At 61.4% G+C, this 22,727-nt stretch carries 25 protein-coding genes; 11 read left to right on the plus strand and 14 right to left on the minus strand.

The annotated features are described in order from the left end of the window. Positions 1 to 31 precede the first annotated feature (31 nt). The 5 genes from ACJ8IM_RS06205 (at position 32) to ACJ8IM_RS06225 (ending at position 5,525) form a co-directional block, all read left to right on the plus strand. On the plus strand, positions 32 to 787 hold the full coding sequence (locus ACJ8IM_RS06205) for a CDP-diacylglycerol diphosphatase (RefSeq protein ID WP_033653461.1): 756 nt from the start codon (positions 32 to 34) through the stop codon (positions 785 to 787). A 170-nt stretch (positions 788 to 957) separates the two neighbouring features. Next, on the plus strand, positions 958 to 1,482 hold the full coding sequence (locus ACJ8IM_RS06210) for a MarR family winged helix-turn-helix transcriptional regulator (RefSeq protein WP_049212833.1): 525 nt from the start codon (positions 958 to 960) through the stop codon (positions 1,480 to 1,482). Then, positions 1,479 to 2,810, plus strand: a complete 1,332-nt coding sequence (locus tag ACJ8IM_RS06215) for a c-type cytochrome (RefSeq protein ID WP_051917611.1) — start codon at positions 1,479 to 1,481, stop codon at positions 2,808 to 2,810. Before ACJ8IM_RS06210 ends, ACJ8IM_RS06215 begins: the two co-directional genes overlap by 4 nt. Positions 2,811 to 2,826: 16 nt before the next feature. After that, a complete protein-coding gene (locus ACJ8IM_RS06220) occupies positions 2,827 to 3,279 on the plus strand; it encodes a (2Fe-2S)-binding protein (RefSeq protein ID WP_033653460.1) in 453 nt (150 codons plus the stop codon). A 2-nt stretch (positions 3,280 to 3,281) separates the two neighbouring features. Further along, positions 3,282 to 5,525 (plus strand): xanthine dehydrogenase family protein molybdopterin-binding subunit, encoded by a 2,244-nt coding sequence (locus tag ACJ8IM_RS06225; protein ID WP_033653459.1) that lies wholly within the window; start codon positions 3,282 to 3,284, stop codon positions 5,523 to 5,525. Positions 5,526 to 5,547: 22 nt separating this feature from the next. On the opposite strand, the gene ACJ8IM_RS06230 is transcribed toward ACJ8IM_RS06225, so the two are convergent. The 6 genes from ACJ8IM_RS06230 to lsrK all read right to left on the minus strand — a co-directional run bounded on the left by ACJ8IM_RS06230 (position 5,548) and on the right by lsrK (position 11,099). After that, the gene (locus ACJ8IM_RS06230) at positions 5,548 to 5,850 is read right to left on the minus strand and encodes a hypothetical protein (protein ID WP_033653458.1); all 303 of its coding nucleotides are present in this window, start codon (positions 5,848 to 5,850) and stop codon (positions 5,548 to 5,550) included. Further along, complete coding sequence (locus ACJ8IM_RS06235) at positions 5,847 to 6,482, minus strand: AAA family ATPase (protein ID WP_033637564.1); 636 nt, start codon at positions 6,480 to 6,482, stop codon at positions 5,847 to 5,849. The genes ACJ8IM_RS06230 and ACJ8IM_RS06235 overlap by 4 nt, the downstream gene beginning before the upstream one ends. 271 nt (positions 6,483 to 6,753) lie before the next feature. Beyond that, positions 6,754 to 7,095, minus strand: a complete 342-nt coding sequence (gene yajD, locus ACJ8IM_RS06240) for an HNH nuclease YajD (protein WP_016928619.1) — start codon at positions 7,093 to 7,095, stop codon at positions 6,754 to 6,756. A 79-nt stretch (positions 7,096 to 7,174) separates the two neighbouring features. After that, the gene (locus ACJ8IM_RS06245) at positions 7,175 to 8,068 is read right to left on the minus strand and encodes a LysR family transcriptional regulator (protein WP_033637565.1); all 894 of its coding nucleotides are present in this window, start codon (positions 8,066 to 8,068) and stop codon (positions 7,175 to 7,177) included. 59 nt (positions 8,069 to 8,127) lie between these two features. Further along, complete coding sequence (locus ACJ8IM_RS06250; protein WP_033637566.1) at positions 8,128 to 9,312, minus strand: MFS transporter; 1,185 nt, start codon at positions 9,310 to 9,312, stop codon at positions 8,128 to 8,130. 221 nt (positions 9,313 to 9,533) lie between these two features. After that, positions 9,534 to 11,099 (minus strand): autoinducer-2 kinase, encoded by a 1,566-nt coding sequence (gene lsrK, locus ACJ8IM_RS06255; protein ID WP_033637567.1) that lies wholly within the window; start codon positions 11,097 to 11,099, stop codon positions 9,534 to 9,536. A 193-nt stretch (positions 11,100 to 11,292) separates the two neighbouring features. On the opposite strand from lsrK, the gene lsrG reads away from it, so the two are divergent. From lsrG to ACJ8IM_RS06270, 3 genes are all read left to right on the plus strand, one after another. Continuing rightward, on the plus strand, positions 11,293 to 11,586 hold the full coding sequence (lsrG, locus tag ACJ8IM_RS06260) for a (4S)-4-hydroxy-5-phosphonooxypentane-2,3-dione isomerase (protein WP_004939559.1): 294 nt from the start codon (positions 11,293 to 11,295) through the stop codon (positions 11,584 to 11,586). Between the two features lie 87 nt (positions 11,587 to 11,673). Further along, positions 11,674 to 12,579, plus strand: coding sequence for an EamA family transporter (locus ACJ8IM_RS06265; RefSeq protein ID WP_033647025.1), 906 nt, complete (start codon positions 11,674 to 11,676; stop codon positions 12,577 to 12,579). An 83-nt stretch (positions 12,580 to 12,662) separates the two neighbouring features. Beyond that, on the plus strand, positions 12,663 to 13,253 hold the full coding sequence (locus ACJ8IM_RS06270; RefSeq protein WP_033638700.1) for a LysE family translocator: 591 nt from the start codon (positions 12,663 to 12,665) through the stop codon (positions 13,251 to 13,253). On the opposite strand, the gene ACJ8IM_RS06275 is transcribed toward ACJ8IM_RS06270, so the two are convergent. Further along, positions 13,229 to 14,056, minus strand: coding sequence for an AraC family transcriptional regulator (locus ACJ8IM_RS06275; protein WP_033653457.1), 828 nt, complete (start codon positions 14,054 to 14,056; stop codon positions 13,229 to 13,231). The genes ACJ8IM_RS06270 and ACJ8IM_RS06275 overlap by 25 nt on opposite strands. Positions 14,057 to 14,125: 69 nt before the next feature. Here ACJ8IM_RS06275 and ACJ8IM_RS06280 point away from each other — a divergent pair, with 69 nt between their 5' ends. Then, a complete protein-coding gene (locus ACJ8IM_RS06280) occupies positions 14,126 to 14,344 on the plus strand; it encodes a DUF7661 family protein (protein WP_033653456.1) in 219 nt (72 codons plus the stop codon). 9 nt (positions 14,345 to 14,353) lie between these two features. Here the strand turns inward: ACJ8IM_RS06280 and ACJ8IM_RS06285 are convergent, their stop codons facing one another. From ACJ8IM_RS06285 to ACJ8IM_RS06305, 5 genes are all read right to left on the minus strand, one after another. Next, the gene (locus tag ACJ8IM_RS06285; protein ID WP_033637570.1) at positions 14,354 to 15,202 is read right to left on the minus strand and encodes a PA4780 family RIO1-like protein kinase; all 849 of its coding nucleotides are present in this window, start codon (positions 15,200 to 15,202) and stop codon (positions 14,354 to 14,356) included. Between the two features lie 120 nt (positions 15,203 to 15,322). Further along, a complete protein-coding gene (gene amyA, locus ACJ8IM_RS06290) occupies positions 15,323 to 16,813 on the minus strand; it encodes an alpha-amylase (RefSeq protein ID WP_033647018.1) in 1,491 nt (496 codons plus the stop codon). 118 nt (positions 16,814 to 16,931) lie between these two features. Next, a complete protein-coding gene (locus tag ACJ8IM_RS06295; protein ID WP_033647017.1) occupies positions 16,932 to 17,588 on the minus strand; it encodes a DUF799 domain-containing protein in 657 nt (218 codons plus the stop codon). Continuing rightward, positions 17,585 to 17,941: a DUF4810 domain-containing protein gene (locus tag ACJ8IM_RS06300; protein WP_033637573.1), complete on the minus strand. Its 357-nt coding sequence runs from the start codon at positions 17,939 to 17,941 to the stop codon at positions 17,585 to 17,587. Before ACJ8IM_RS06300 ends, ACJ8IM_RS06295 begins: the two co-directional genes overlap by 4 nt. A gap of 18 nt (positions 17,942 to 17,959) precedes the next feature. After that, positions 17,960 to 18,631: a CsgG/HfaB family protein gene (locus ACJ8IM_RS06305; RefSeq protein ID WP_033647014.1), complete on the minus strand. Its 672-nt coding sequence runs from the start codon at positions 18,629 to 18,631 to the stop codon at positions 17,960 to 17,962. Positions 18,632 to 19,112: 481 nt separating this feature from the next. Here ACJ8IM_RS06305 and ACJ8IM_RS06310 point away from each other — a divergent pair, with 481 nt between their 5' ends. Next, positions 19,113 to 20,018, plus strand: a complete 906-nt coding sequence (locus tag ACJ8IM_RS06310) for a bifunctional helix-turn-helix transcriptional regulator/GNAT family N-acetyltransferase (RefSeq protein WP_033653455.1) — start codon at positions 19,113 to 19,115, stop codon at positions 20,016 to 20,018. A gap of 84 nt (positions 20,019 to 20,102) precedes the next feature. Beyond that, positions 20,103 to 21,401, plus strand: a complete 1,299-nt coding sequence (locus tag ACJ8IM_RS06315; RefSeq protein ID WP_033653454.1) for an SLC13 family permease — start codon at positions 20,103 to 20,105, stop codon at positions 21,399 to 21,401. Here the strand turns inward: ACJ8IM_RS06315 and dapF are convergent. Continuing rightward, positions 21,376 to 22,251 (minus strand): diaminopimelate epimerase, encoded by an 876-nt coding sequence (gene dapF, locus ACJ8IM_RS06320; RefSeq protein ID WP_033647009.1) that lies wholly within the window; start codon positions 22,249 to 22,251, stop codon positions 21,376 to 21,378. The two genes, ACJ8IM_RS06315 and dapF, sit on opposite strands and share 26 nt — an antisense overlap. A 114-nt stretch (positions 22,252 to 22,365) precedes the next feature. Continuing rightward, positions 22,366 to 22,623, minus strand: coding sequence for a multiple stress resistance protein BhsA (bhsA, locus tag ACJ8IM_RS06325; RefSeq protein ID WP_004939517.1), 258 nt, complete (start codon positions 22,621 to 22,623; stop codon positions 22,366 to 22,368). Between the last annotated feature and the right edge of the window lie 104 nt (positions 22,624 to 22,727).

The following is a 22,727-nucleotide window of genomic DNA, read 5'->3' on the forward strand; positions in this document are numbered from 1 at the left end:
TCAAGATGGAATAGCTAAACAGGGAGTCATGATGAAAAAACTTTTCAGACTATTAATTATTTTGCTTGCCATTTTACTGCTGGCGGCGGTGCTGTGGTGGTTCTTTGGGCGCGGCAATCCGAATGCGCTGTGGCAAATCGTCAGCCAACAGTGCGTGCCCAATCAGCAGCAGAACGACGATCCGGCGCCCTGCTTAAAGGTTGATTTAACACAGGGTTATGTGCTGTTTAAGGACAGCAAAGGCCCCTATCACGATCTGGTGATGCCAACCGAAAAGGTCAGCGGCATCGAGAGTCCGGTATTGCAGACGGATCACGCGCCGCCTTATTTCGCCCAGGCCTGGAATAACCGCGAACATATATCCGGCGAGCTGGGTAAACCGTTAAAAGATGCGTGGCTTTCGCTGGCGGTCAATTCGAAATATGGCCGTTCTCAGGATCAGCTGCATATTCACGTTGCCTGCCTGCGTCAGGATGTCTATAACGCGCTGGGGCAACAGGCGGAGCAATTAGATCAGCAGTGGCGCCCGCTGGCGGTGAAATTAGTCGGCCACCAATATCTGGCCAGAAAATTGGCGGGCACCGATTTAACCGAGGAAGATCCTTTCCGTTTGCTGCACAACTATGTGGTCGAGCAGGGCGACAGCATCGGCAATTATGGCCTGGCGCTGGCGGTCAGCCCGCAGGGTGAGATGCTGCTGTTGGCCAACCGTTTGAAGTTGACCGACCTGAACCTGGGCTCGGCCGGCGAAATTCAGGACTACCACTGCGCGGTGGCGGGGAACTGAGTTTTTCTTATCGCTCCCCGCGTTGTCGGGGAGCAAATCTGTAAAAATGCGATATATCGCTCTGTATTAACTGGATTTAATTTTATTCCGCGACATCTGCTTGATCCTGTCATAACGTCCGATCTATTATTTGTTTGCACAAGCAAATAAATAATCGAGAGCAATCCGGTATGTCACAACCACGCAAACTTCCTGCTGCGCTGGGCATCCATCTGGATGTGACCAATCGCCTGTGGCGCACGGCGATGGACCAGTCGGTAAAAATGACCAATCTGACGCGCCCGCACTGGCTGGCGCTGAGCGCGATTGCCGATTTGGGTGATGGCTGCACCCTGAAAGACGTTTCGCAGCATTTGAACGCCGAAGTCTCGACGATGTCGCGTGCGTTGCTGTTTTTGGAAAAAAATCGGCTGATCGCTCGCGATGCCCTGTCTGAGGATAAGCGCGCTAAAGGCGTGAGAATGACCGCGGCCGGGCAGGAGATGCTGGCGCAGTTGGATCACTCAAGCCAACAGGCACGGCAAAAGCTGCTCAACGGCATTTCGGCCGGCGATCTGGAGGCTTTTTACCGCGTATTGTTTGGCATCAAACATAACGCGATAGCGATGCTCGAACAGGAAAATCTATTGCCGGACGAGTTTGCGCTGTTAGCGGAGGAGCGAGCAGGTGCGATGAAGCCGGAAGGTGAAGCGTGAACGGCCGCTGGCGGAGAGCACAACAGCTGTGCGTTATCGCGTTGGGGATCTTCTCCTGCCCGGTCTTCGCCAGCCAGAATGACCAACAGGTCATCGCACGCGGAAAATACCTGGCGATCGCCGCAGATTGCGCGGCTTGTCACCGCGGCAGCGCCCAACAGGACGCCCCCTACGTCGGCGGTTATGCCATCGCTTCGCCGATGGGCAATATCATCGCCAGCAATATCACGCCCGCCAAAGGAACCGGCATTGGCGACTACAGTGAGCCAGAGTTTCGCCGCGCGTTAACGCAGGGCATCCGGCGAGACGGCCAACCCTTGTATCCCGCCATGCCCTATACCGCTTATCGGGGGTTGAGCGATGACGATCTGCACGCGCTGTATCGTTATTTCATGGCCGGCGTCGCCCCGGTCGATCGCGCGGTGCCTGAGACCCAACTGGCGTTCCCTTTTTCCTGGCGTTATGCGATCCACGGCTGGAACTGGCTGTTTCTGAAAAAAACGCCCGTCGATGAAGACGTGAAAAAAGCGCGGGGTCGCTATCTGGTGGATGTTTTGGGGCATTGCTCGGCGTGCCACAGCCCGCGCAACGCGATGATGGCCGAACGCGACGATCGCTATCTGGCGGGCGGGGAGGCCGGCGGTTGGATCGCGCCGAATATCACCTCGAATCCCGTCAGCGGCATCGGCGGCTGGAGCAGGGAAGAGTTGGTGCAGTATTTGCGTACCGGGCGCAATGACAAAGCCCAGGCGGCCGGCGGCATGGCGGAGGCGGTGGAGCACAGCCTGCGTTTCCTGAGCGACGACGATCTTGACGCCATCGCCGACTGGCTTAAACAGACGCCGCCGATCGCCACCGCGCAAGGAACGAAAGCGGCCTATGCCTATCAGGGAGGCGGTGAAGGCCGTGCCGCCGGGCAGGCGCTGTATGCCGCTGCCTGCGCCAGTTGCCATCGCCTGGGCGGCGAAGGCGCCTACGACGGCCATTTCCCTTCTTTGACAAACAATTCCACCGTAGGCAGCGAGCAGGCCAATAACCTGATCATGGTGATGCTGCATGGCGTGCAGCGCCAGGGAGAGACGCTGCAAACCTGGATGCCGGGATTCGCCGACAGCCTGGATGACCGGCAACTGGCCGAGCTGGGCAATTACGTATTGCAGCAATTCGGCAATCCGGCGGTCAGGATAACGCCGCAGCAAGTGGCTCAGCTGCGGGCTGGCGGTGAGAAACCGTGGTTGATCGCGTCACTGCCTTATGTGTTTTGGGGCGGGGTATTGCTGGCATTGATCGTCATCGGGGCGTGGGTGAAACGTCGGGTGAAGCGTTGAGCGAGGAGAGAGTGGCATGAAGTTCAATCTGAACGGCCAGGCGGTCGAATTTAACGGCGAGCCGGATACGCCGCTGCTGTGGGTGATCCGGGAACATTTTAAGTTAACCGGCACCAAGTTCGGCTGCGGTATCGGCGCCTGCGGCGCCTGTACGGTACATGTCGACGGTAAGGCAGTGCGTTCATGTTGCTATCCGCTGCAATTGGTACGCGATCGGCAGGTGACCACCATCGAAGGATTGTCCACCGATCGCAGTCATCCGGTGCAGCAGGCCTGGATAGCGGAGGATGTGCCGCAGTGCGGCTACTGCCAATCGGGCATGATCATGGCGGTCAGCGCGCTGTTGGCGGAGCACCCGAAGCCGGACGACCGGCAGATAGATACCGGCCTGACCAATCTGTGCCGCTGCGCCACTTATCACCGTATCCGCGCGGCGGTGCACCGCGCCGCCGACAAGGGAGAACCCTAAGCATGGCGATCACCCGCAGAACCTTGCTAAAAGGCAGCGCGTTGGCGGTGGCCGCCATGCTGTTGCCGATATCGACGCGCAGCCTGGCAGCCGTGGTTTCGCAGGATGCGGCGCCGCCCGACGGTCAGTACGAATTGAACGATTGGATCTGGATCGATAGCGGCGGCCGCATCGTCATCGGCGTGTCGCAATGTGAGGTCGGGCAGGGGATTTACACCGGCCTGGCCGAAGTGGTGGCGGCGGAAATGGATGCCGATTGGGCGCAGGTGACGGTGAAGTTCGTCACCGGCCGCGATGCCTACCGTCAGGTTGCCGGGGGCGAGGCTTTCGCGCAATTTGTCGCCGCTTCAACCTCCATGACCAAATTTTATCAGCGCACCCGGTTGGCCGGCGCGCAGGCGAGAGATTTCTTTCTGCGGGCCGGTGCGCGACATCTTGCACTTTCACCGCAACAGTGCCGCACGGAGAAAGGCTGGGTGATTGAGGAGGGCGGGCAGCGCAAGGTCGCCTACGGCGATTTGGTGCGCTATGCCGCCGAGCTGCCGTTGGATCCGCAGCCTGGTTTAAAGAGCGAAGCGCAAGAGCAAGAGAGCTTCATCGGCAAGCCGTTGTTGCGGGTCGATACGCCGGAGAAAGTGGACGGCAGCGCGATTTACGGTATCGATATCGACCTGCCGGAGATGCTGATCGGCGTCCCCTGGATGGTGCCCGATCTCAGCGGAAAGCTGGTCGCCGTGCGTAATGAACGGCAGATCCGGGCCATGCCCGGCGTGGTGGATCTGGTGCTGACCCGGCAGTGGTCGATGAACAACATGGTCGGATTGGATCACGATATGTCGCTCAATACGGTGATCGTGGTGGCGGCGAGCTACTGGCAGGCCAAAAAGGCGGCGGATTTGCTGGAGGTCGACTGGCTGCCGGGCGCAGGGCAAGCGCTGTCCGGTAGCGCGATTGCGGCGGAGAATCTGGCGATGCTGGACGGCGATACCTTGGTGCCGGCGGTCAATCGCGGTGAGGCGTCGGCGTTGATCCATGACGCTGAGCAGGGTTCGCGCCTGCATGAGGCGCGTTACAGCGCGCCTTATGTGGCGCATGCCACCCTGGAGCCTTGCAACGCCACCAGCCATTATGAAGAGGGCCGTATCGAAACCTGGGGCCCTTTCCAGGGGCAGGACATGGTGCGCAACGTTCTGGCGAAAATGTTCGGGCTGAAGCCGGCGGATGTGGTGGTGAATACGACCTACCTGGGGGGCAGCTTTGGGCGCAAATATCTGCCGGATGCCGTAATGCATGCTACCGCCGCCTCCCGGGCGGTGGGGAAACCGGTCAAGGTGATCTATCCGCGCGAGATCGACATGCGGCATGAATATTATCGTCCGGCCTGCATCAGCCATTATCGGGCGCTGCTGGATGAAAACGGCTACCCGCAGGCGCTGTGGGCGCGCTATGCCGGGCAGTCGCTATTCTGGCAAATGCGGCGCGAAACGGTACACGAGGCCGGGGGATGGGATGAAAGTATGGTGGAGTGCGTTTACAGCACGCCGTATCGCATCCCTCATCTGAAGGTGGAGGCCGGCATCGTCGAACAGCCGATTTCCCTGAGCTATCTGCGCGGCGTCGGCAGCGTCGCCAGCCTGTTCTTTTTGGAAAGCTTTATCAGCGAACTCAGCCATAAGGCCAAGCGGGACGAGTATCAGTATCGGCGGTATCTGCTGCAGGGCAACCCAGAGGCGTTGCGCGTACTGGAGGCTACCGCGGCGGCGGCGGGTTGGCAGCGCGAACCGCCGCCGGGCGTTTATCGCGGGATGTCGTGCAATATTTGGCTCGGCCGCAATAACGCTTTCACCACTTACGTCGGTTTGGTGGTTGAAATCGCCATTCAGGAAGGGCGGCTGCGGGTGCTCCGCGCGGTATGTGCGATTGACTGCGGCAAGGTGATAAACCCAAATCTGGTGCGCGCCAACGTAGAGGGCGGCATCGGCTTTGCGCTGACCACCTGTCTGCACAGCGAACTGCACTTTGAACGGGGCGGTGTGGTGGAAGGGAATTTCGATCGTTATCCGCTGCTGGCGATCGCCGAAATGCCCAAAGTGGAAGTGGTGGTGCTCGACAGCGCGCGTGCGCCGCAGGGATGCGGAGAAGTGTCGACTGCGGTGGTCGCTCCGGCGATAGCCAGCGCGCTGCATAAGGCCACCGGCAAAACCTATCGTACGATGCCGTTCCCACGCGAGTTCTCCTCGGTGTAACGGCCCGCCGGCTGCCGCGCGCTCAGAGCTTCTTCAGCAGCGCCAGCAGCTGCGCTTCGCTTTTCTCCGCCAGCCCGTCGATGGCCAGCTTGATGATGTCGGAGCGGGTAATGCGCACGATGCCGCTGCGCGCCGCCTGCACGATCACTTCATCGATGGCTTCAATGTGGCTGTCCGTCAGGCTGACGGAAATCGCCTTATAGGTGCGCCTGCGGCCGGCCGGTTTGGCTTCCGGCGCGGGCGCCGCGACCGGCAGCGTGTGCGAGGTGGCGCTGTTGATGAATTCGTCTTCCGACATGCGGTGGGTGGGGGTGCGCTTCTTCACAGGATCACCTCTTTCACCAGGCATTCAATTTCGCTCTGCGCCTTTTCGTTGTTCGCCTCATGCACGGTGATGGCTTCGCCCCAGGCGTCACGGTAAATCTTGCGGTCGCACAGGCGGTGGCTCACCAGGGTGAACTCCGGGTATTCGCTCAGCACCTGCGCCGCTTCGTTGGCTTCATTGATGAAGATGTTGGTCGGGCACATGTTCAGCACGATGTAGCCTTTGACCTTCTCGTTGTATTCCTGCGCGGTGGAGAACATCTCCGACAGATAGCCGATGGTGTCGAGATCCATCTGCGAAGGGCGCAGCGGCGAGAGGAACAGATCGGCGGCCAGCAGCCCGGAGCGCAGTTCGGCGCTGTCGCGGCCGGCGGTGTCGACGATTACGTAGTCGTAATGGCGATCCAGTTCCAGCAGCGTTTCCTTGATTTTGCCCGACGCGGCCACCACCGGAATGTGCGGCAGCCCCTCGACGTTCTGACGGTCGTTGTACCAAGTCATGATCGATTTCTGGTCGTCGGCATCGACGATGATCGCCGTCTTGCCTTGCTTAAGAATCAGATACCCGGCGATATTCACCGCTTTCGTCGATTTGCCGACGCCGCCTTTTTGCGAGCCAATCAGAACAATCATGCTGCCATCTCTCAAGTTATTAAGCTGATAACTTATTAAGTTAATGTGCTTGTTAGGTTGATAATCAAACAGGTTAACAAGAACAACTCGCGAACAATATGCACCAACTGCGGCGGCTTGCCAAGCCAGTATGTCGTTAACTGCGCAGCTTATTTTGCGCTGGATGGCCCGGATGGGTAAGTAGGAATTCTCTGGGAAGTGGCGGAACGGAAGAGGGAGTTGTTAATTTAACAGCTTAATAAGTTAGTGGCTCATTAAGCTGTCGGTGGCGTTACTTCTTCATCATCGCCTTCAGGTTGGCGAACGGGTTATGGGTGGCGACGCCGACATCTTTCTGCGCGTCTTCACCGGCCACCACCGTCGAACCGTATTGATCGGCCTCGGTGTATTTCGAGTGCTCGTGGTCGTGGCAGTACAGGCACAGCATTTCCCAGTTGCTGCCGTCTTCGGGGTTGTTGCTGTGATCGTGATCGATGTGGTGCACCGTCAGTTCGCGCAGGTTGGAATAAACGAACTCGCGCGAGCAGCGCCCGCATACCCAGGGGAACAGTTTCAGCGCTTTTTCGCGATAGCCGGTTTCCAGCTTCGCATAGTTTTTGGGGATATAGGCCATGGTGGTCGTCCGTCGTGAATCACTATGCGGCAAATAATACCACACTGCGTGCGGCGACAACGTGCGGCTCATCCTGTCGCTAGCGAAATGTCTCCACTGCCCAGTCGATAAACGCCCGCAGCTTGCCGCTGAGGTGGCGATTGGACGGGTACACCACGTACATCTGCTCCGGCGGCGGCTGCCAGTCGTGCAGCAGGCTGACCAGCTCGCCGCGCTCGAGGTGCGGCTGCGCCATAAACCGATAGATCTGGATGATGCCCAATCCGGCCAGGCTCGCCGCCAGCAGCGCGTTGCCTTCGTTAATGCTGACCGGGTAGCGCTGTTGAATGGCGATCTCTTTGCCGCGTTCGACATAGCGTTGCGGATGGATGCGGTCGTTGACCGGATGGCGGTAGTGCACCATCGGAAAACCCTGTTCCAGATCGCACGGGTGGCGTGGGGCGCCGTGGCGCGCCAGATAAGCCGGGGTGGCGCAGCTGACCCAGTCCAGATCGAACAGACGCCGGGCGATCAGGCTGGAGTCGGCCAACGGGCCGCTGCGAATCACGCAGTCCGCGCTGTCGCTGATCAGATCGATAACGCGATCGCCGATGCTGAGATCGATCTGGATTTGCGGGTAGCGTTCCAAAAAGCCTGGCAGCGCCGGCAACAGCAGCTGGCGGGCGGTGCCGCTGCCGGTATCGATGCGCAGCACGCCCTGCGGAGAATTCTGTGACTCGGTCAGACAGCCCTCCATCTGCTCCAAATCCGCCAGCCATTTCACCGTATTCTGGTAATAGCATTCGCCTTCGCGGGTGACCGACACGCTGCGGGTGGTGCGCTGGAACAGCTTGGTCTGCAGGTGATCCTCCAGATTCTGGATCAGCTTGGTGACCGTCGCTTTCGGCATGCCCAGCGAATCGGCGGCGCGGGTAAAACCGCCGGTTTCCACCACGCGGTTAAATACCCGGATAGCGAGCAAATGATGGTCCATAGGTTCCCAACGTCATGCCCCGGCAGTGGCCGGGGCATGTTTCTGCAGATAGATAATGATTAACACTGTTTAGCGCCAATCGCGCCGGAGCGCAAGCTGAGGCCGAACACCAGCGTGGCGGAGAGGATCAGCGCGCCGCCGAACAGCATGGCGCTGCTGACGCCCTGCCAGTCCACCACCTCGCCGCCCAGCAGTGCGCCGGAGGCCAGTGCGATCTGGATGACGCACACCAGCAGCGCCTGGCCGGCTTCCGGCGCCTGCGGCACCGCGGCGAACATCCAGTTGGTGGCGCATACCGGCACGGCGCCGAACGCCAACCCCCAGACCAACACCATCAGCGTGGCGCCGGCGAGGCCGCTGAGCAGCGGCGAAACGATCAGAATACCCGCCAGCATGGCGGCGATCAGGATAAAGGTGGCGCGCAGGCTGTGTTCCGCCAGGCGCTCGCCGAGGAAGGTGCCCAGCAGGCCGATGGCGCCATAGGCCAGCAGCTGCAGCGAGATCGCCGATGGGCTGAGCACGAACACCTGTTGCAGCAGAGGGCGCAGATAGGTATAGGCGGCGAAGTGGCCGATGAACAGCAGCACGATGGCGATCAGGCCGATGCGCGCCATCGGCAGGCGCAGCGGCAGCACCAGATCGCGCGGCGTAACCGGCCGGGAAGGCGGTACCGACGTGAGTAAACGCAGCTGCGCCAACAGTACGCCGACCGCCAGCGCCGCACCGCCGAAGAAGGCGGCGCGCCAACCGAACAGATCGCCGATCAGCGCCCCCGCCGGCACGCCGCACACCGCGCCGACCGAGATGCCGCTGAGGATCAGCGCGGTGGCGCGGCCCTGGCTGGCTTCCGGCACCAGATGGCGGCCGTAGTTGGCGGCGAACGACCAGAAGCCGCCGACGCAGACGCCCAGCAGCACGCGGCCCAGCAGCATCATCGGGAAGTTGACGGCCAGCGCCGCCACCAGGTTGGACACCATCAGCAGCAACGACAGTCCCAGCATCAGCAGGCGTCTGTCCAGCCGGCCGGAAGCCAGGCTCAACACCGGTGCGGCCACCGCCGCCACGATGCCGGGCATGGTGACCATCAGCCCGGCGGTGCCGGTGCTGACGCCGAGCGAAGGGGCGATGTTGGTCAGCAGGCCGATCGGCAGAAACTCGGTGGTGACCATGACAAAACAGGCGACCGTCAGCGAGAAGATCGCCGGCCACGGGGATGATGCAGGTTTATCTTTATTATTCAGCATAATGCCGCTCGTCTTGGGTGAATGCGCAGGCCGCGCTCGGGGCGCGGTGTGACCGAAGTCACAATCTACGGCAGGCCGAAGCCGCGGATAAATCCGTTTGCGGTGGTTACACTGTTTCTGAGGGGAAACAATCGCCGGCGGCGAGTGAAAACGCGGCTTGCGCCGCGCTGCGGGGGAAAGGAATAAAACGGCATAAGGTTATGACCGAATGCCGCTTGTGTTTAAAGCCCCGGCGCTTTCCACAGCGAGGTGGTCAGGCCGTTATCCACCAGCGTCAGCTGATCGGCGTAAACCTGCCGCCAGGTTTCTTTCTGTTCCTGATACAGCGCATGGTGGGTCATGTCGGGTTGATGCTCGCGCTCCCAGCGCACCAGGCGTTCGCCGGTTTCGGCCAGCGACTCGAACAGCCCGGCGCCGACGCCGGCGGCGATCGCGCAGCCCAGCGCGGTGGCTTCTTTCACCACCGGCACCCGCACCGTCAACCCGGTGACGTCGCTGAGGATCTGGCTCCACAGCTTGCCCTTGGCGCCGCCGCCGGCGAACACCAGCGAGCGCGCCTGCACGCCGGAGAAGGCGGCGATCTGCTCCAGGTTGCAGGCGGAGACGATGGCGGCGTTCTCCTCCAGCGCGCGGAACAGCGTCTGTTTATTGCAGCGCTCCGGGTCGATCGACATATTGATGAACGACGGCGCCGCGTGATACCAGGTTTTGAAATGCATGGCGTCGGAGAAAATCGGCATCACGCCGTAGGCGCCCGGCGGTACCCTGGCCGCCATCTCTTCCAGCAGGCTGTAGGCATCGACCCCCAGCCGCTCCGCCAGCAATTTTTCCTCCGCGCAGAAGGCGTCGCGGAACCAGCGCATGGTCAGGCCGGTAAAGAAGCTGATGGATTCCGCCTGCGCCATGCCGGGAATGACGTGGGGGTTGATGCGGATGTTCATCTCCGGATCGATGGCCGGCTCCGGCAGGTTGACGATCTGCTGCCAGAAGGTGCCGCCGAGCACCGCCGTCTGCCCGGCGCGCACGATGCCAAGCCCCAGGCTGCCGAGCTGCACGTCGCCGCCGCCCATCACCACCGGGGTGCCGCGCAGCAGCCCGCTCTCCTGCGCCGCCTGTTCGGTGACGCGCCCCAGCACGCTGCCGGTTTCTTTCACCGGCGACAAAATATCGGCGCGCAGCCCGGCCATGTCGAGCAGCGCCGGCCGCCAGTCGCGGCTGGTCAGATCCAGCATGCCGGTGGTGCCGGCGTTGGAAGGATCGACCGCCAGCTCGCCGCTGAGCATGTTGGCCAGCCAGTCGCTGATCATGGTCAGCGTCGCCGCCTGGCGGTAGATGTCCGGCCGATGGTGCGCCAGCCACAGCAGACGCGGCATGGCACTCAGCGCCAGCGTCTGGCCGGAGTATTGATACACCTCGCGTTCGAAGCCGTGGTTATGCAACTCTTTCAGCTCGCTGACTTCGTGGCTGGCGCGCGCGTCGACGTTGGCGCAGGCCCAGATCGGCACGCCGTTGCGGTCGTACAGAACGATGCCTTCACGCATCGAGCAGCAGGCCACCGCGCGTATCGCCTGCGCCGTCAGCCCGGCGCGCTGCAAGGCCTGGCGAATGCACTGGCAGGCCAGCTGCCAGTTGCGGCTGAGGTCAAACTCCATCGAGCCGGGCACGCCCGGCACCGCCAGGTGTTGCCACTCCGCCTGGCCGTGCGCGATCTGATTGCCCGCCAGATCGAAGATCACCGCGCGAATACTGCCCGTTCCTGCGTCCAGCGCCATCAAGTAGTTATCCATAGCCTATGCTCTCAGGGGGAGGAGTGTTAACTATAGATGCCGCCGCCTTACCCCGCCGGGGGAGGAGTGGGCGTCGCCGGTGCGATTTGTGAGCCAGGCGGCAAAATTGCCGTTGCGGCAGGGCAATCGACGGGAATAAACCTATGGTTGGAAAGCGCCATGCTACGGCGCGCCGTTCAAACAAGGAGCTGTCATGCACGTCACATTGGTTGAGATCAACGTTAAACAAGACAAAATCGACGAATTTATCGATGTTTTCCGCGCCAATCACCTGGGTGCAATCGAAGAGCCGGGCAACCTGCGCTTCGACGTGCTGCAGGATGAACAGATTCCGACGCGGTTTTACATCTATGAAGCCTATCGCGACGAGCAGGCGGTGGCGGCGCACAAGCAGACCCCGCACTACCTGCAGTGCGTGGAGAAGCTGGAAGCGCTGATGACCGGCCCGCGCAAGAAGACCACCTTTATCGGCCTGATGCCGGAATAATCGCCGGCGTTTGCCGGTGTCCATACGCCCGGTTTGGTTGTAACCTGCAAGCTAAAGCGAATTTTCAATGGGATAAGCGGGGCGAGGATGACATTGCGCGATCGGCTGTTGGCGCTGTTGGTGGTGGTGATCTGGGGCGTGAATTTCGTCGTGATCAAGTTCGGTTTACAGGGCATGCCGCCGTTTCTGCTGGCCGGGATGCGTTTTTTGCTGGTGGCGTTGCCGGCGATCTTCTTTATCCCGCGCCCGACGATCCCATGGAAATGGCTGCTGCTGTACGGCATGACCATGAGCTTCGCGCAGTTTGCCTTCCTGTTTGTCGCCATCAAGGTGGGCATGCCGGCGGGGCTGGCTTCGCTGGTGTTGCAGGCGCAGGTGTTCTTCACCCTGCTGTTGGGGGTCGTGCTGATGGGCGAAAAGCTGCGCGTCAACCATTTCGTCGGCATCGCTATCGCCAGCGGCGGCATGCTGGTGCTGGCGCAGGCCAGCCTGCATAAGCCGGGCAGCGGCGCGGTCCCCCTGGCGGGCCTGCTGCTGACGCTGGCGGCGGCGTTTTCCTGGGCGCTGGGCAACCTGACCAACAAGAAGATCCTGGCCGGTTTCCCGCAGCGCAACATTTTGTCGCTGGTGGTGTGGAGCGCGCCGATCCCGGTCGTGCCGTTCCTGGCCTGCAGCTGGCTGTTCGACGGCCCGCAGGCGGTGCTGAGCAGCCTGGGCCATGTGCAGGTCGGCACCTGGCTGGCGGTTGCCTATCTGGCGTTTGCCGCCACGCTGTTCGGTTATTCGGTGTGGGGCAGCCTGCTGGGGCGCTATGAAACCTGGCGCGTTGCGCCGCTGACGCTGCTGGTGCCGCTGGTCGGGCTGTTCGCCGCTTGGCTGCTGCTGGATGAAGCGCTGTCGCCGGCGCAGTTCGGCGGCGCATTGCTGGTGCTGGGCGGCATGGCGGTCAACACCTTCGGGCTGCCGCGCCGCCGGGCGGCGATCGCGCGTTAAACCGAACAGGGCAATTCTGTTCAATACCTTGTCGACGGCGGTCGGCATTCTGGTGCCTGTGAATACTTTCTCAGGTGACCATCATGAATATCTACCTTTCCATGGCCGCGTTTGCGCTGGCGGCCTCCATCACCCCCGGCCCGGTCAACATCGTCGCATTGAGCGCCGGGGCGCAATTCGGCTTTGGCGCGGCCCAGCGCCACGTGTTCGGCGCCACGCTGGGGTTTACCCTGTTGCTGGTGCTGCTGGGATTGGGCATGCACCAGCTGCTGATCCTGTGGCCGGCGCTGACCCGCTTGATTCAGTGGGCCGGCGTGGCTTTCCTGCTGTTTATGGCCTATCGGCTGGCGTTTGACGACGGCAGGTTGGGCAGCGGCGCGGCGCGGGCGCCTTCCTGCCGCTACGGCGCGCTGATGCAATGGCTGAACCCCAAGGCGTGGCTGGCGTCGGTGGCCAGCCTCGGCGCCTTTGTCGGCGACGGCGACATCCGGCTGCTGTGGCAGTTCGCCGGGCTCTACTTCGTGATTTGCTATGCCTCGGTGGCCTGCTGGGCCTATGTCGGCGCGATGCTGCGCGGCCTGCTCAGGCAGGCGCGCAACGTGCGGCGTTTCAACCGCGCAATGGCGGCGTTGCTGGCGGCCAGCGCCTGCTATCTGCTGGCGGAGGGTTTTTGATACTGGCCGGGTGTGGCGGCCAGCAGCTGTTTGAAGGTGCGCTGGAAGTGCGCCTGATCGGCAAAGCCGCTTTCGCTGGCGGCCGCGGCGATCGGCAGGCCGCTTTTCAACAGCCGATGACCGTGCTGCACGCGGCGGTTGACCAGATAGGCGTGCGGCGTCATGCCGTAGCGCTGGCGGAAGGCGCGGATCAGGTAGGAGGGCGAGAGCGCGGCGGCGTGGCAAATGTCGTCCAGCGTCAGCGACTGAGTGCAGTGCGCGTCGATAAACGCCGCCGCCGCTTCCAGTCGGGGGTGCGGCGGCGTCTCCGGGTGGCGGCCGCTGCCCAGCGCGAGCTGCAGGGCGCTGAAATACTCCACCAGGGCGATCTGTTTTTCCAGCGCGCCGCACTGCGCGTTCGTCAGCAGCGCGTACAGTTGGTTCAGCCCGTTGAACAGCGCCGGATCGCGGCTGAGCGGCCGGCTGAAGGGGACAAAGCGGTCGCCGTCGCCGCCCATCATTTCCTGCTGCAGCGCGCCGAGCCAGGCGAGATCGAGATAGAACATGATGTATGACCAACGGCGGTCGGCGATGGGGTTGCAGGCATGCGCCTGCTGCGGGTTGATGACAACCAAATCGCCGGCGCCGACCTGCATGCGCTGCTCGCCGTTGACATAGGTGCTGACGCCGCCGGTGATGGCGCCGATGGAAAAGAATTCGTGGCTGTGCAGGCTGTAGCACACCTGGCGGCCATCCGCGATGGCGCGGGCTTCGACGAACGGCAACTGCGGATCGCGCCAGAACTGCGGCGTTTTTTCACTCATACGCTTTCCTTTTCACTGCGGCGGCATCACAGTGTTATAGCCTGAAAGCGACGAGCGGGGGAATCGCGGATGATGATTTTTAACGTATTCGGCCGTCTGCTGGGCGTGAAGCGCATCGGGGACGAATGGCGGCTGTTCCGCGTGACGCTGCCGGAGCGCAAATATGCTCCCAGCTGCGATATCGTGCTGCCGGCCGACCTGCGCGAAGAGGAGATCGCCGGCTATCTGGGGGATATTTATCACGAGGCGGCGACGCCACAGCGGCCGGAGGTGTTTCGCGTCGAATAGCGCGGCGCGTTACTCTTCCGCGTTGCGCGCCATCATGCGGCGTTGATGTTCCTCGCCGGCGGCCTGGATCTCTTCCAGCACCGAGCCGACGTCGGCGCGTTTCAGGGTTTCGCTGAACCGGCCGCTGAGGACGCTGTCCGGCGTCAGGTTGCCTTCCTGATACAGCGCCCAAATCTCTTTGGCGTATTGGCTATCGCGCAGCTCCGGCGCGAACTGGCCGTAATACTCCGCCAGATTGCCGATATCGCGCTCGAACATGCTTTTGGCGTGGTTGTTGGCGGCGGCGTCCACCACCTGCGGCAGATCGATGATCACCGGCCCGTCTTTATCCATCAGCACGTTGAATTCCGACAGGTCGCCGTGGACCAGGCCGGCGCACAGCATGCGCACCGCGTAGTTCATCATCAGGGCGTGATCGGCGCGCGCCTGTTCCGGCGTCAGGATGACATCGCTCAGGCGCGGCGCCACCAGGCCTTCTTCGTCGGTGATCAGCTCCATCAGCAGCACGCCGTCCAGGCAGATATCCGGCTGCGGCACCCGCACCCCGGCCTTGGCCAGCAGATACAGCGCGTCCACTTCGGTGTTTTGCCAGGCTTCTTCCTGCTGCTGGCGGCCGAATTTGGAGCCTTTGCTCATGGCGCGCGCGTCGCGGCTGTTGCGCACCTTGCGCCCTTCCTGATAGTGAACGGCCTGCTTGAAGTTGCGCTTCTCGGCCTCTTTGTACACTTTGGCGCAGCGGATCTCATCGCCGCAGCGCACGATAAACACGTCGGCTTCTTTGCCGCTTTTCAACCGGCGGATGACGTCGTCGATTAATCCGTCATCAACCAGCGGCTGGAGTCGTTTTGGAATTTTCATGCAGCCTTGTACCCTATTTAGGCTCCGGTGTGAATGGCTTGCGCAGTTGATAGCGTAAGTTAGACCCGAAAGGCAAACATTAGTTTTGCCGCCGCTGCATCATTGCGCGGCGGCGGGCGCTCACAGGCTGGCGGCCGGCACCCAGACGCTGACGCTGCCGGCGTTGACCGGGAAATGGGCGCTGCCCTGGTCGTCGGTGGTGATTTCCTCCTGACGGTTGCCGAGGAAATCGCGCCAGGCGGTGTGCGCCAGATCGGCCCCCAGCGCGACGGTTTTGCCGCTTTCGCCGCCGTTGGTCAGCACCACCACGCAGCCGGGGGCCTCGGCGGTGCCGGCGCGGCTGAAGGCCACGCAGTGGCTGTCGTCGAAGTAGTCGGTTTGCGGGCCGTTGGCGAAACGCTGGCGGGCGGCGATCAGCTTCTCCAGCTCCGGGATCGCCGGCATATCAATCTGGTACTCGCCGCCGTCGCGCCCCTTGTCGCGGTAGCTGGCGCCATACAGGTCGGGGTAAAACACGCAGGGTACGCCCTGTTCGCGCAGCAGGATCAGCGCGTAGGCCAGCGGTTTGAACCAGGGTTCCACCGGCGCTTCCAGCGACTGCAGCGGCTGGGTGTCGTGGTTGGCGACCAGCGTCACCGCGTGGGCCGGATCGGCGGCGGTCAGGGTATCGGTGAAGATTTGCGCCATGTCGAAGCCGTCGCCCTGTTTCGACGCCTGATGAAACTTCAGGTGCAGCGCCACGTCGAACAGCATCACCTTGCCGTCCACCAACTCGATGTATTGTTGCAGCGCGCTCAGATCGTGCGACCAGTATTCGGCAACGATCAGCAGGTCGCGCTGCGCGCTGTCGCGCACGTGATCCGCCCACTCTTTGAAGAACCAGGCGGGAATGTGTTTGGCGGCGTCCAGGCGGAAGCCGTCGCACGGCAGGCTTTCCAACAGCCAGCGCGCCCAGTATTTGAGCTCCTCCGTCACGGCGGTATTGCGGAACTCCACGTCGGCGCCCATCAGATAGTCGTAGTTGCCCTTTTCGTCGTCGACCTGATCGTTCCAGCCGTCGTCGCCATAGTCGTTGGCGATTTTGAACACCCCTTTGTCGTCCGGCTGCTCAACGTAGTCGACGCCGCTGAAGCATTTGTAATCCCAGATAAACTCGGAATGCACGCCCTGGCGGCCGGGAAAGGTGAAGCGGGTGTAGGCCAGCGCGTCGAAGCCCTGGTCGTCGATGTCGTTGCGGTTGTTGGCGTCCACCTTGAACACGTGTACCTGTTCTTTCTCGTCCGCGCCGAGCTTGTGGTTGAACACCACGTCGTAGAGCACCCCCACGCCGTGTTCGCGCAGCGTATTGGCGGCGTGTTCGAGCGCCGCCTTGTCGCCGTATTTGGTGGCCACGCTGCCTTTCTGGTCAAACTCGCCGAGATCGAACAGATCGTAAGTATCGTAGCCGACGGAGTAGCCGCCGGAAGCGCCCTTGCAGGCGGGCGGCAGCCACAGATCGGTGATGCCCAGTTCGGCGAGGTGCGGCGCGCGCTCGGCGGCCTCCTGCCACAGTTTGCCGCCGTCGGGGTAGTACCAGTGGAAGAATTGCAGCAGGGTGGTTTTTTTCGTCATGAGCCAGCGTCCCGGTTAGCCAGAAGGAGAGGAGCAGTTGCCGTTAAAGCATGGGCTACTTTTGGCAAAAGGGACAAGTTTGGCATAGGCGGCCCGAGAAGGCCGCCCGAGAGATGGCTTAACGCTGGCTGGCGTAATGAGGTGAGCGTGGGCCATAAAGAATGGCGCCGTTCTGACCTGTCGCCGATAGCAGGCGGGTGTTGGCGATGGCGCCAACATCAAATCCTTTGTCGCTGATGGTATCGGCGATTTGCGAAATCGCGGCGCTGATCACCATGCCCAGCAGGCCACCGGAGTTGTTGTTGCCTTCGTTGCTGGATGCGGTGGCGGTGCCGGCCCACAGCTGTTTGCCGTTGCGCAGATCGACCAGGCGAGCGGCTACGGTAACGCGGGTTTCGCTGCTGATCACCATGTAGCTGGTACCGTATTGCGTGACATCCAGGTACAGCACGGTGTCGGCGCCGAAAATCTGGTGCAGTTTTTTCGGACTGACGGCGCGGATGTCGTTGGCGTTGGTTAGGCCGTTTTGCAGGAAGGTTTCCTCCACTACAGCGACCGGCAACACATAGTAACCGGCCTCGGCCAGCGGCAAGGTGGCGCTGGCGAGCACGCTGTGGCTGGCTTTGACGTCCGGCGACTGGTTAACCGGCGGCAAGACCAGGATCGACTTCGGCTTGCTCTCATGGAACGCCGCATAGTCATAAGGCGTCTGCTTGGCACAGCCGCTTAGCAACAGGGTGGCGGCAACGGCGAGGAAAGTGAGTACACGTTTCATTTAAAGCTCCCTTTATCCCTGGCCATCAGGAAATTCATAAACGGCGCCGACTCCGGGAACAGCGTTTTTTCCGTGTTGAATTCATTCATGGCTTGTCCGTCGTTGCCGATTTTGCTGTACAGCAGCCCCAGCTGCGCATGCAGACCTGGCGGTACGGCTTTATCCTTGGCGCGGGATTTCTCGACGATCTCTTTCAGCGTGGCGATCTGCTGCTCAGGGCTTTGCCCCTCCTGCTGGTAGTATTGATAGAGAGAAGTCTGGTAGCCATCCCAATTGTAAAGCGTTTTCGGCGCGGCGCAGCCGGCCAGCAGGGTCGCTGCAAACAGCGCCCCGCCCATTTTTTTAGTTATCATCTTTCTGCTTCTATTCCGTTAGTTAGCAGGGCGCCATGCGCCGTTTTCGATACCGGTGACCAGGTTATTGACGGCTTCACGCACGGCCAGATCCAGCACCTTGCCGTTGAGGGTGGAGTCGTAGCTGGCGGTGCCCCCGAAACCGATGATTTCGCGATTGGACAGTTCGTATTCACCGGCGCCCTGAGCGGAATAGACGACTTCTGAGGTCTGTACGTTTACGACGTTCAGATTGACTTTGGCGTAAGCGACCTGTGATTTACCACGGCCCAAAATCCCCCACAGCTGATGATCGCCGACTTCTTTACGGCCGAATTCGGTGACATCGCCGGTAATCACATAGTTGGCGCCTTTCAGCGTTTGCGCCTTCCCTTTAATGCCGGCTTCAGTTTTCAACTCTTCCATGTTGGCGCGATCCAGCACGTTGAAACGGCCAGTCTGCTGCAAATGCGTGATCAGGATAGTCTTGGACTGATTGCCCAGCCGATCGACGCCATCGGAGAAGATGCCGTTCATGTAGCTGGATCGGTTGTCGAATTTGCCGACGGCGATAGGGCTGCGTGGGCCCTGATAAGTGGTGTTGTAGGAAGCCACTTTCGGCACTTCCAAAGAGCGGGAGGATTCGGTCGCGCAGCCCGCCAGCAAAGTGACGGAAAGGGCAACGGAACAGACGGCGAGTGATTTTTTCATTGGCATGCGATCTCTCCATGAGCATAAAACAGCGCGGGAGCAACCCGCGCCCGACGTTGACATAACGAACGTTGTCGCCGTTATGGAAACGCCGCGATCCTGCCATGAATATGTAACAAATTACAACAAGATATCGGCATTAATGCCGCTATTAACATTGTTGTAACCTATTGGAATGCAATGAATTAGTCTCGATTTTCTCTTGTCATCACAGCGTTTTCCACGATTGTGCATTTTTTGTCTGGGTTATTGTCTTTTTAATCGCAAACATATGGCCATTAATCCTGAAATATTTTAACTAATCAGTTTGTTGTATTGAGTAATGTTACGTTTTGCATCAACTCCTGTGTTATGCCGGGGTTCATGGCGGCTTGATGATCCGTTAAGGTAGTGAAAATTAGGTAACATTATCAACCAAATGTCATTTTTCATCGGCAGCTAATCGGGGATATCAATTGTGAACATCAGGGATTTCAGAGCATTGGCGCGTAGTTTGGTCAGAGAATTCGGCATGTTGAACAAGCAGAGCAACGGCTCGCGCTTTTCGCCGCTGCAGATCCATCTGATGATCGAAGTCAGCGAACAGCCGCTGGGCGTCACCGAGCTGGCGGCCCGGCTTTGCATCGACAAGGCCAGCGCCAGCCGGGCGCTGCGCAGCCTGGTGGCCGCCGGTGTGATAGAAACGGTGGATCATCCGGATGACAGGCGGCACAACCTGCATCGGCTGAGTAAAAAGGGCGGCAAGGCGCTGGCCGGCATCGAGAGCGACGCCGACGGTTTTATGCAGGCGGCGCTGGCGCAGTTGGACGACGATGAGCTGGCGAGCACCACGGCGGCGATGAAAAAGATGACCGCGGCGCTGCGCAGCGCGCGCAAACAGCGCGACGCCAACCTGCGGGTGCGGCCGATCGCCGCGCGCGACGATGCGGCGATGGCGGCGATCATTCGCGACGTGTTTCGCGAGTACGGTATGGACAAGATGGAAGGCGTCAGCCTGCACGATCCGGATCTCGATCGGCTGACCGGCCTGTATCGCGACAACGGCGGCCACTACTGGGTGCTGGAGCGGGAAGGGCAGGTGGTGGGGGGCGTCGGCATGGCGCCGCTGGCGGGCGAAGAGCCCGGCTATTGCGAGCTGCAGAAACTGTTCTTCAAGCCCGGCGCGCGCGGGCTGGGCATGGCGCGCTATATGGTGGTGCAGGCGCTTAAGGCGGCGCGGGCGGCGGGGTATCGCTACTGCTACCTGGAAACCACCGAACAGTTGAAAGAGGCGATCGGGCTGTACTACGCGCTGGGGTTCACGCTGTTGACGGAACGGCGCGGCAACACCGGCCATCACGGCTGCAACGTGTGCATGCTGAAAAATCTGCAGAACGACGATATGTGAGCGGTTTCAAGGTTAGCGCCCGCGCCTTGTGCCACCCTGTTAACCGTTTGATAACAATCACAACGTTTTATCAGGGAGGAAACTATGTTGGGGGATCCGATGGCGCTGTCCGCGCTGGTCACGCTGGTGGTCATCGCGCTATGGGCCAGCGCCCGCTTACCGGAGTATCTGGTCGCGCTGCTGTTCTTCGCGGCGGTGATGGTGTTGCAGCTGGCGCCCGCCGCAGTGACCTTTTCCGGTTTCGCGTCTTCCGCATTCTGGCTGGTGCTCAGCGGTTTCGTGCTGGGCACCGCCATCCGCAGCACCGGCTTGGCGGATCGCCTGGCCAACCGGCTCTTGCCGCACCTGGCCGGCTCCTGGCCCCGCCTGGTGGGCGGGGTGGTGGCGATAAGCTACGCGCTGGCGTTTGTCATGCCTTCCAACATGGGGCGCATTACGCTGCTGATGCCGATCGTCATGGCGTTGGCCGATCGCGCCGGTCTGGCTGAGGGCACGCGCGGCCGCATCGGTTTGGCGCTGGCGGTGGGGTTCGGCACCTTCCAGCTCTCCGCCAGCATCCTGCCGGCCAATGTGCCCAACCTGGTGATGAGCGGCGCGGCGGAAAGCGCCTACGGCAGCCACTTCGCTTATCTCTCTTACCTGCTGTTGCACGCCCCGGTGCTCGGGATCGCCAAAGGCGCACTGCTGACGCTGTGCATCTGCGGCCTGTTCCGTGCGCGGCCGCAGCCGGTGGCGGCCGAGGCGGCGCAAACCCCGCTCAGCGCCGCCGAATGGCGGCTGATCGCGCTGTTGGGCGCCACGGTGTTGCTGTGGATGACCGACAGCTGGCACGGCATCGCTCCCGCCTGGATCGGGTTGGCGGCGGCCTGCTTGTGCCTGTTGCCGCGTATCGGGTTTCTCAACGGCGAGCAGTTCGCCGCCGGGGTTAACGTGCGCACCTGCATCTACGTGGCGGGGATCCTGGGGCTGACGGCGCTGGTCAGCCACTCGGGGCTTGGCGATCGGCTGGGCGGTGCGCTGCTGGCGATGATGCCGGATCTGCACGGCAAACCGTTCACCGCATTCGGTTCGCTGGTGGGGATCACCGCGTTGCTGAATTTCGTGGTGACCGCCAACGGCGTACCGGCGCTGTTTACCCCGCTGGCGCAGGCGCTGTCTGCGGGCAGCGGCCTGCCGCTGCTGACGGTGCTGATGACCCAGGTGATCGGTTACGCCACGCCGCTGCTGCCGTATCAGGCTTCGCCGATCGTGGTGGCGATGGGGATGGGCAAAGTGCCGGCGCGCGAAGGGCTGAAGCTGTGCCTGCTGTTGGCCGCGCTCAGCTTTGCGCTGCTGGTGCCGTTGGACTATCTGTGGTTCAGGCTGCTGGGGTGGATCCCGTAAACAGCCCCGCGCCGCCGGCAAAACAATCTTCGTCCAGCGTCAGGGTGGCGATTTTATGCACCGGTCCGCGCATGCTGACCTGAAAATCGCCGCTGAAGGCGATCTGCAGTTCGCCGCCCGGCATCCGCACGCTAACCCGATCGCCGACTCGTCCCAACTTGCGCATCACGCTGGCGGCGGCGCAGCTGCTGCTGCCGGAGGCGAGGGTAAAACCGGCGCCGCGCTCCCAGATGCCGATGCGCAGCGTCTGGCGATCGACCACTTCCACCAGTTGTACATTGGTGCGTTTCGGGAACAGCGGATGGCGTTCAATCTGCGGTCCGAGCCGATGCACCTGCGCCAGATCAAGTTTCTCCACCGGCACCACGCAGTGCGGGTTGCCCATCGACACCAGCGAAACGCTTAACGTCTCCTCCCTCAGGGGCAGGGGATAGTTCAGCGCCTCCGGCAGATCGATCAAGGCCGGCAGCGCCGCCGGGCTGAAATTGGCGCGCCCCATCTCCACGGTTATCTGATGCGCGTCTTCCGCCACTTGGCAACGCACGTCGCCGCCGGCGGTGTGCACCAGAAACGGCTGATGCCCCACGCGCTCGCTGTCGAACAGATACCGCGCGTAGATACGCAGGCCGTTGCCGCTTTTCTCCGCTTCGGAGCCGTCCGGGTTGATGATGCGCAGGGTGGGATTGACGGCGTCGCCGCTGTCGATCAGCAGGCCGTCGGAACCGATGCCGTAATGCGGGTGGCACAGCAGGCGGATCTGTTCCTGGCTCAGACGATCGGCGACCGAACGGTGGCATACCAGGTAGTCGTTGCCCAGGCCGTGATATTTGTGAAACAGCAGGGGAGTCATGTCGTTGCTCGGCTCAGCAAAAAAAAGGTTGCTACAGCTTACAACAGAACGTTGGCGTCAAAACAAACAAAAGGCGGCCTGAGCCGCCCTTTTGCACGATTACCTATCTGGCAATTAATTGTAGATGATCGCGGTACCGTGCAGTTTGTTGTCGCCGGTGGTGGCGATGATCTGGAAGGATTTGGCGCCGGCCGCGTCGGCTTTGGCCGCCAGTTTGTTTTCCAGGCTGCTCAGGTCGGAAGCACCGCTGACGGTAACGACGCCGGCTTTTTGCAGATCGGCCGGTTGAGCGTTGACCAGTTCGGCGGCGAAGCTGCCGAAGGAGACGGAGGCCAGTGCGATGGCGGCGATGGTCATTTTCAGGTTTTTCATGGTCTTATTTCCTATCTATGTTCTTTACGATGTTTGTTTTGTAAGGTCGTTAAATTAATTAACGATCGATAATTTAATGTTAGATGCCGGTTTGACGGATTGCA

Origin of the sequence: Serratia sp. CY33525, assembly GCF_052169115.1 — a bacterium.
In the GTDB taxonomy this organism is placed as follows: domain Bacteria; phylum Pseudomonadota; class Gammaproteobacteria; order Enterobacterales; family Enterobacteriaceae; genus Serratia; species Serratia sarumanii.

Bases quoted from the DNA above. Each gene is read 5' to 3' on its own strand.
- ACJ8IM_RS06205 (WP_033653461.1), top strand. From the start codon at position 32: ATGAAAAAACTTTTCAGACTATTAATTATTTTGCTTGCCATTTTACTG.
- ACJ8IM_RS06210 (WP_049212833.1), top strand. From the start codon at position 958: ATGTCACAACCACGCAAACTTCCTGCTGCGCTGGGCATCCATCTGGAT.
- ACJ8IM_RS06220 (WP_033653460.1), top strand. From the start codon at position 2,827: ATGAAGTTCAATCTGAACGGCCAGGCGGTCGAATTTAACGGCGAGCCG.
- ACJ8IM_RS06225 (WP_033653459.1), top strand. From the start codon at position 3,282: ATGGCGATCACCCGCAGAACCTTGCTAAAAGGCAGCGCGTTGGCGGTG.
- ACJ8IM_RS06235 (WP_033637564.1), bottom strand. From the start codon at position 6,482: ATGATTGTTCTGATTGGCTCGCAAAAAGGCGGCGTCGGCAAATCGACG.
- yajD (WP_016928619.1), bottom strand. From the start codon at position 7,095: ATGGCCTATATCCCCAAAAACTATGCGAAGCTGGAAACCGGCTATCGC.
- ACJ8IM_RS06245 (WP_033637565.1), bottom strand. From the start codon at position 8,068: ATGGACCATCATTTGCTCGCTATCCGGGTATTTAACCGCGTGGTGGAA.
- ACJ8IM_RS06250 (WP_033637566.1), bottom strand. From the start codon at position 9,312: ATGCTGAATAATAAAGATAAACCTGCATCATCCCCGTGGCCGGCGATC.
- lsrK (WP_033637567.1), bottom strand. From the start codon at position 11,099: ATGGATAACTACTTGATGGCGCTGGACGCAGGAACGGGCAGTATTCGC.
- lsrG (WP_004939559.1), top strand. From the start codon at position 11,293: ATGCACGTCACATTGGTTGAGATCAACGTTAAACAAGACAAAATCGAC.
- ACJ8IM_RS06265 (WP_033647025.1), top strand. From the start codon at position 11,674: ATGACATTGCGCGATCGGCTGTTGGCGCTGTTGGTGGTGGTGATCTGG.
- ACJ8IM_RS06270 (WP_033638700.1), top strand. From the start codon at position 12,663: ATGAATATCTACCTTTCCATGGCCGCGTTTGCGCTGGCGGCCTCCATC.
- ACJ8IM_RS06275 (WP_033653457.1), bottom strand. From the start codon at position 14,056: ATGAGTGAAAAAACGCCGCAGTTCTGGCGCGATCCGCAGTTGCCGTTC.
- ACJ8IM_RS06280 (WP_033653456.1), top strand. From the start codon at position 14,126: ATGATGATTTTTAACGTATTCGGCCGTCTGCTGGGCGTGAAGCGCATC.
- ACJ8IM_RS06285 (WP_033637570.1), bottom strand. From the start codon at position 15,202: ATGAAAATTCCAAAACGACTCCAGCCGCTGGTTGATGACGGATTAATC.
- amyA (WP_033647018.1), bottom strand. From the start codon at position 16,813: ATGACGAAAAAAACCACCCTGCTGCAATTCTTCCACTGGTACTACCCC.
- ACJ8IM_RS06295 (WP_033647017.1), bottom strand. From the start codon at position 17,588: ATGAAACGTGTACTCACTTTCCTCGCCGTTGCCGCCACCCTGTTGCTA.
- ACJ8IM_RS06300 (WP_033637573.1), bottom strand. From the start codon at position 17,941: ATGATAACTAAAAAAATGGGCGGGGCGCTGTTTGCAGCGACCCTGCTG.
- ACJ8IM_RS06305 (WP_033647014.1), bottom strand. From the start codon at position 18,631: ATGAAAAAATCACTCGCCGTCTGTTCCGTTGCCCTTTCCGTCACTTTG.
- ACJ8IM_RS06315 (WP_033653454.1), top strand. From the start codon at position 20,103: ATGTTGGGGGATCCGATGGCGCTGTCCGCGCTGGTCACGCTGGTGGTC.
- dapF (WP_033647009.1), bottom strand. From the start codon at position 22,251: ATGACTCCCCTGCTGTTTCACAAATATCACGGCCTGGGCAACGACTAC.
- bhsA (WP_004939517.1), bottom strand. From the start codon at position 22,623: ATGAAAAACCTGAAAATGACCATCGCCGCCATCGCACTGGCCTCCGTC.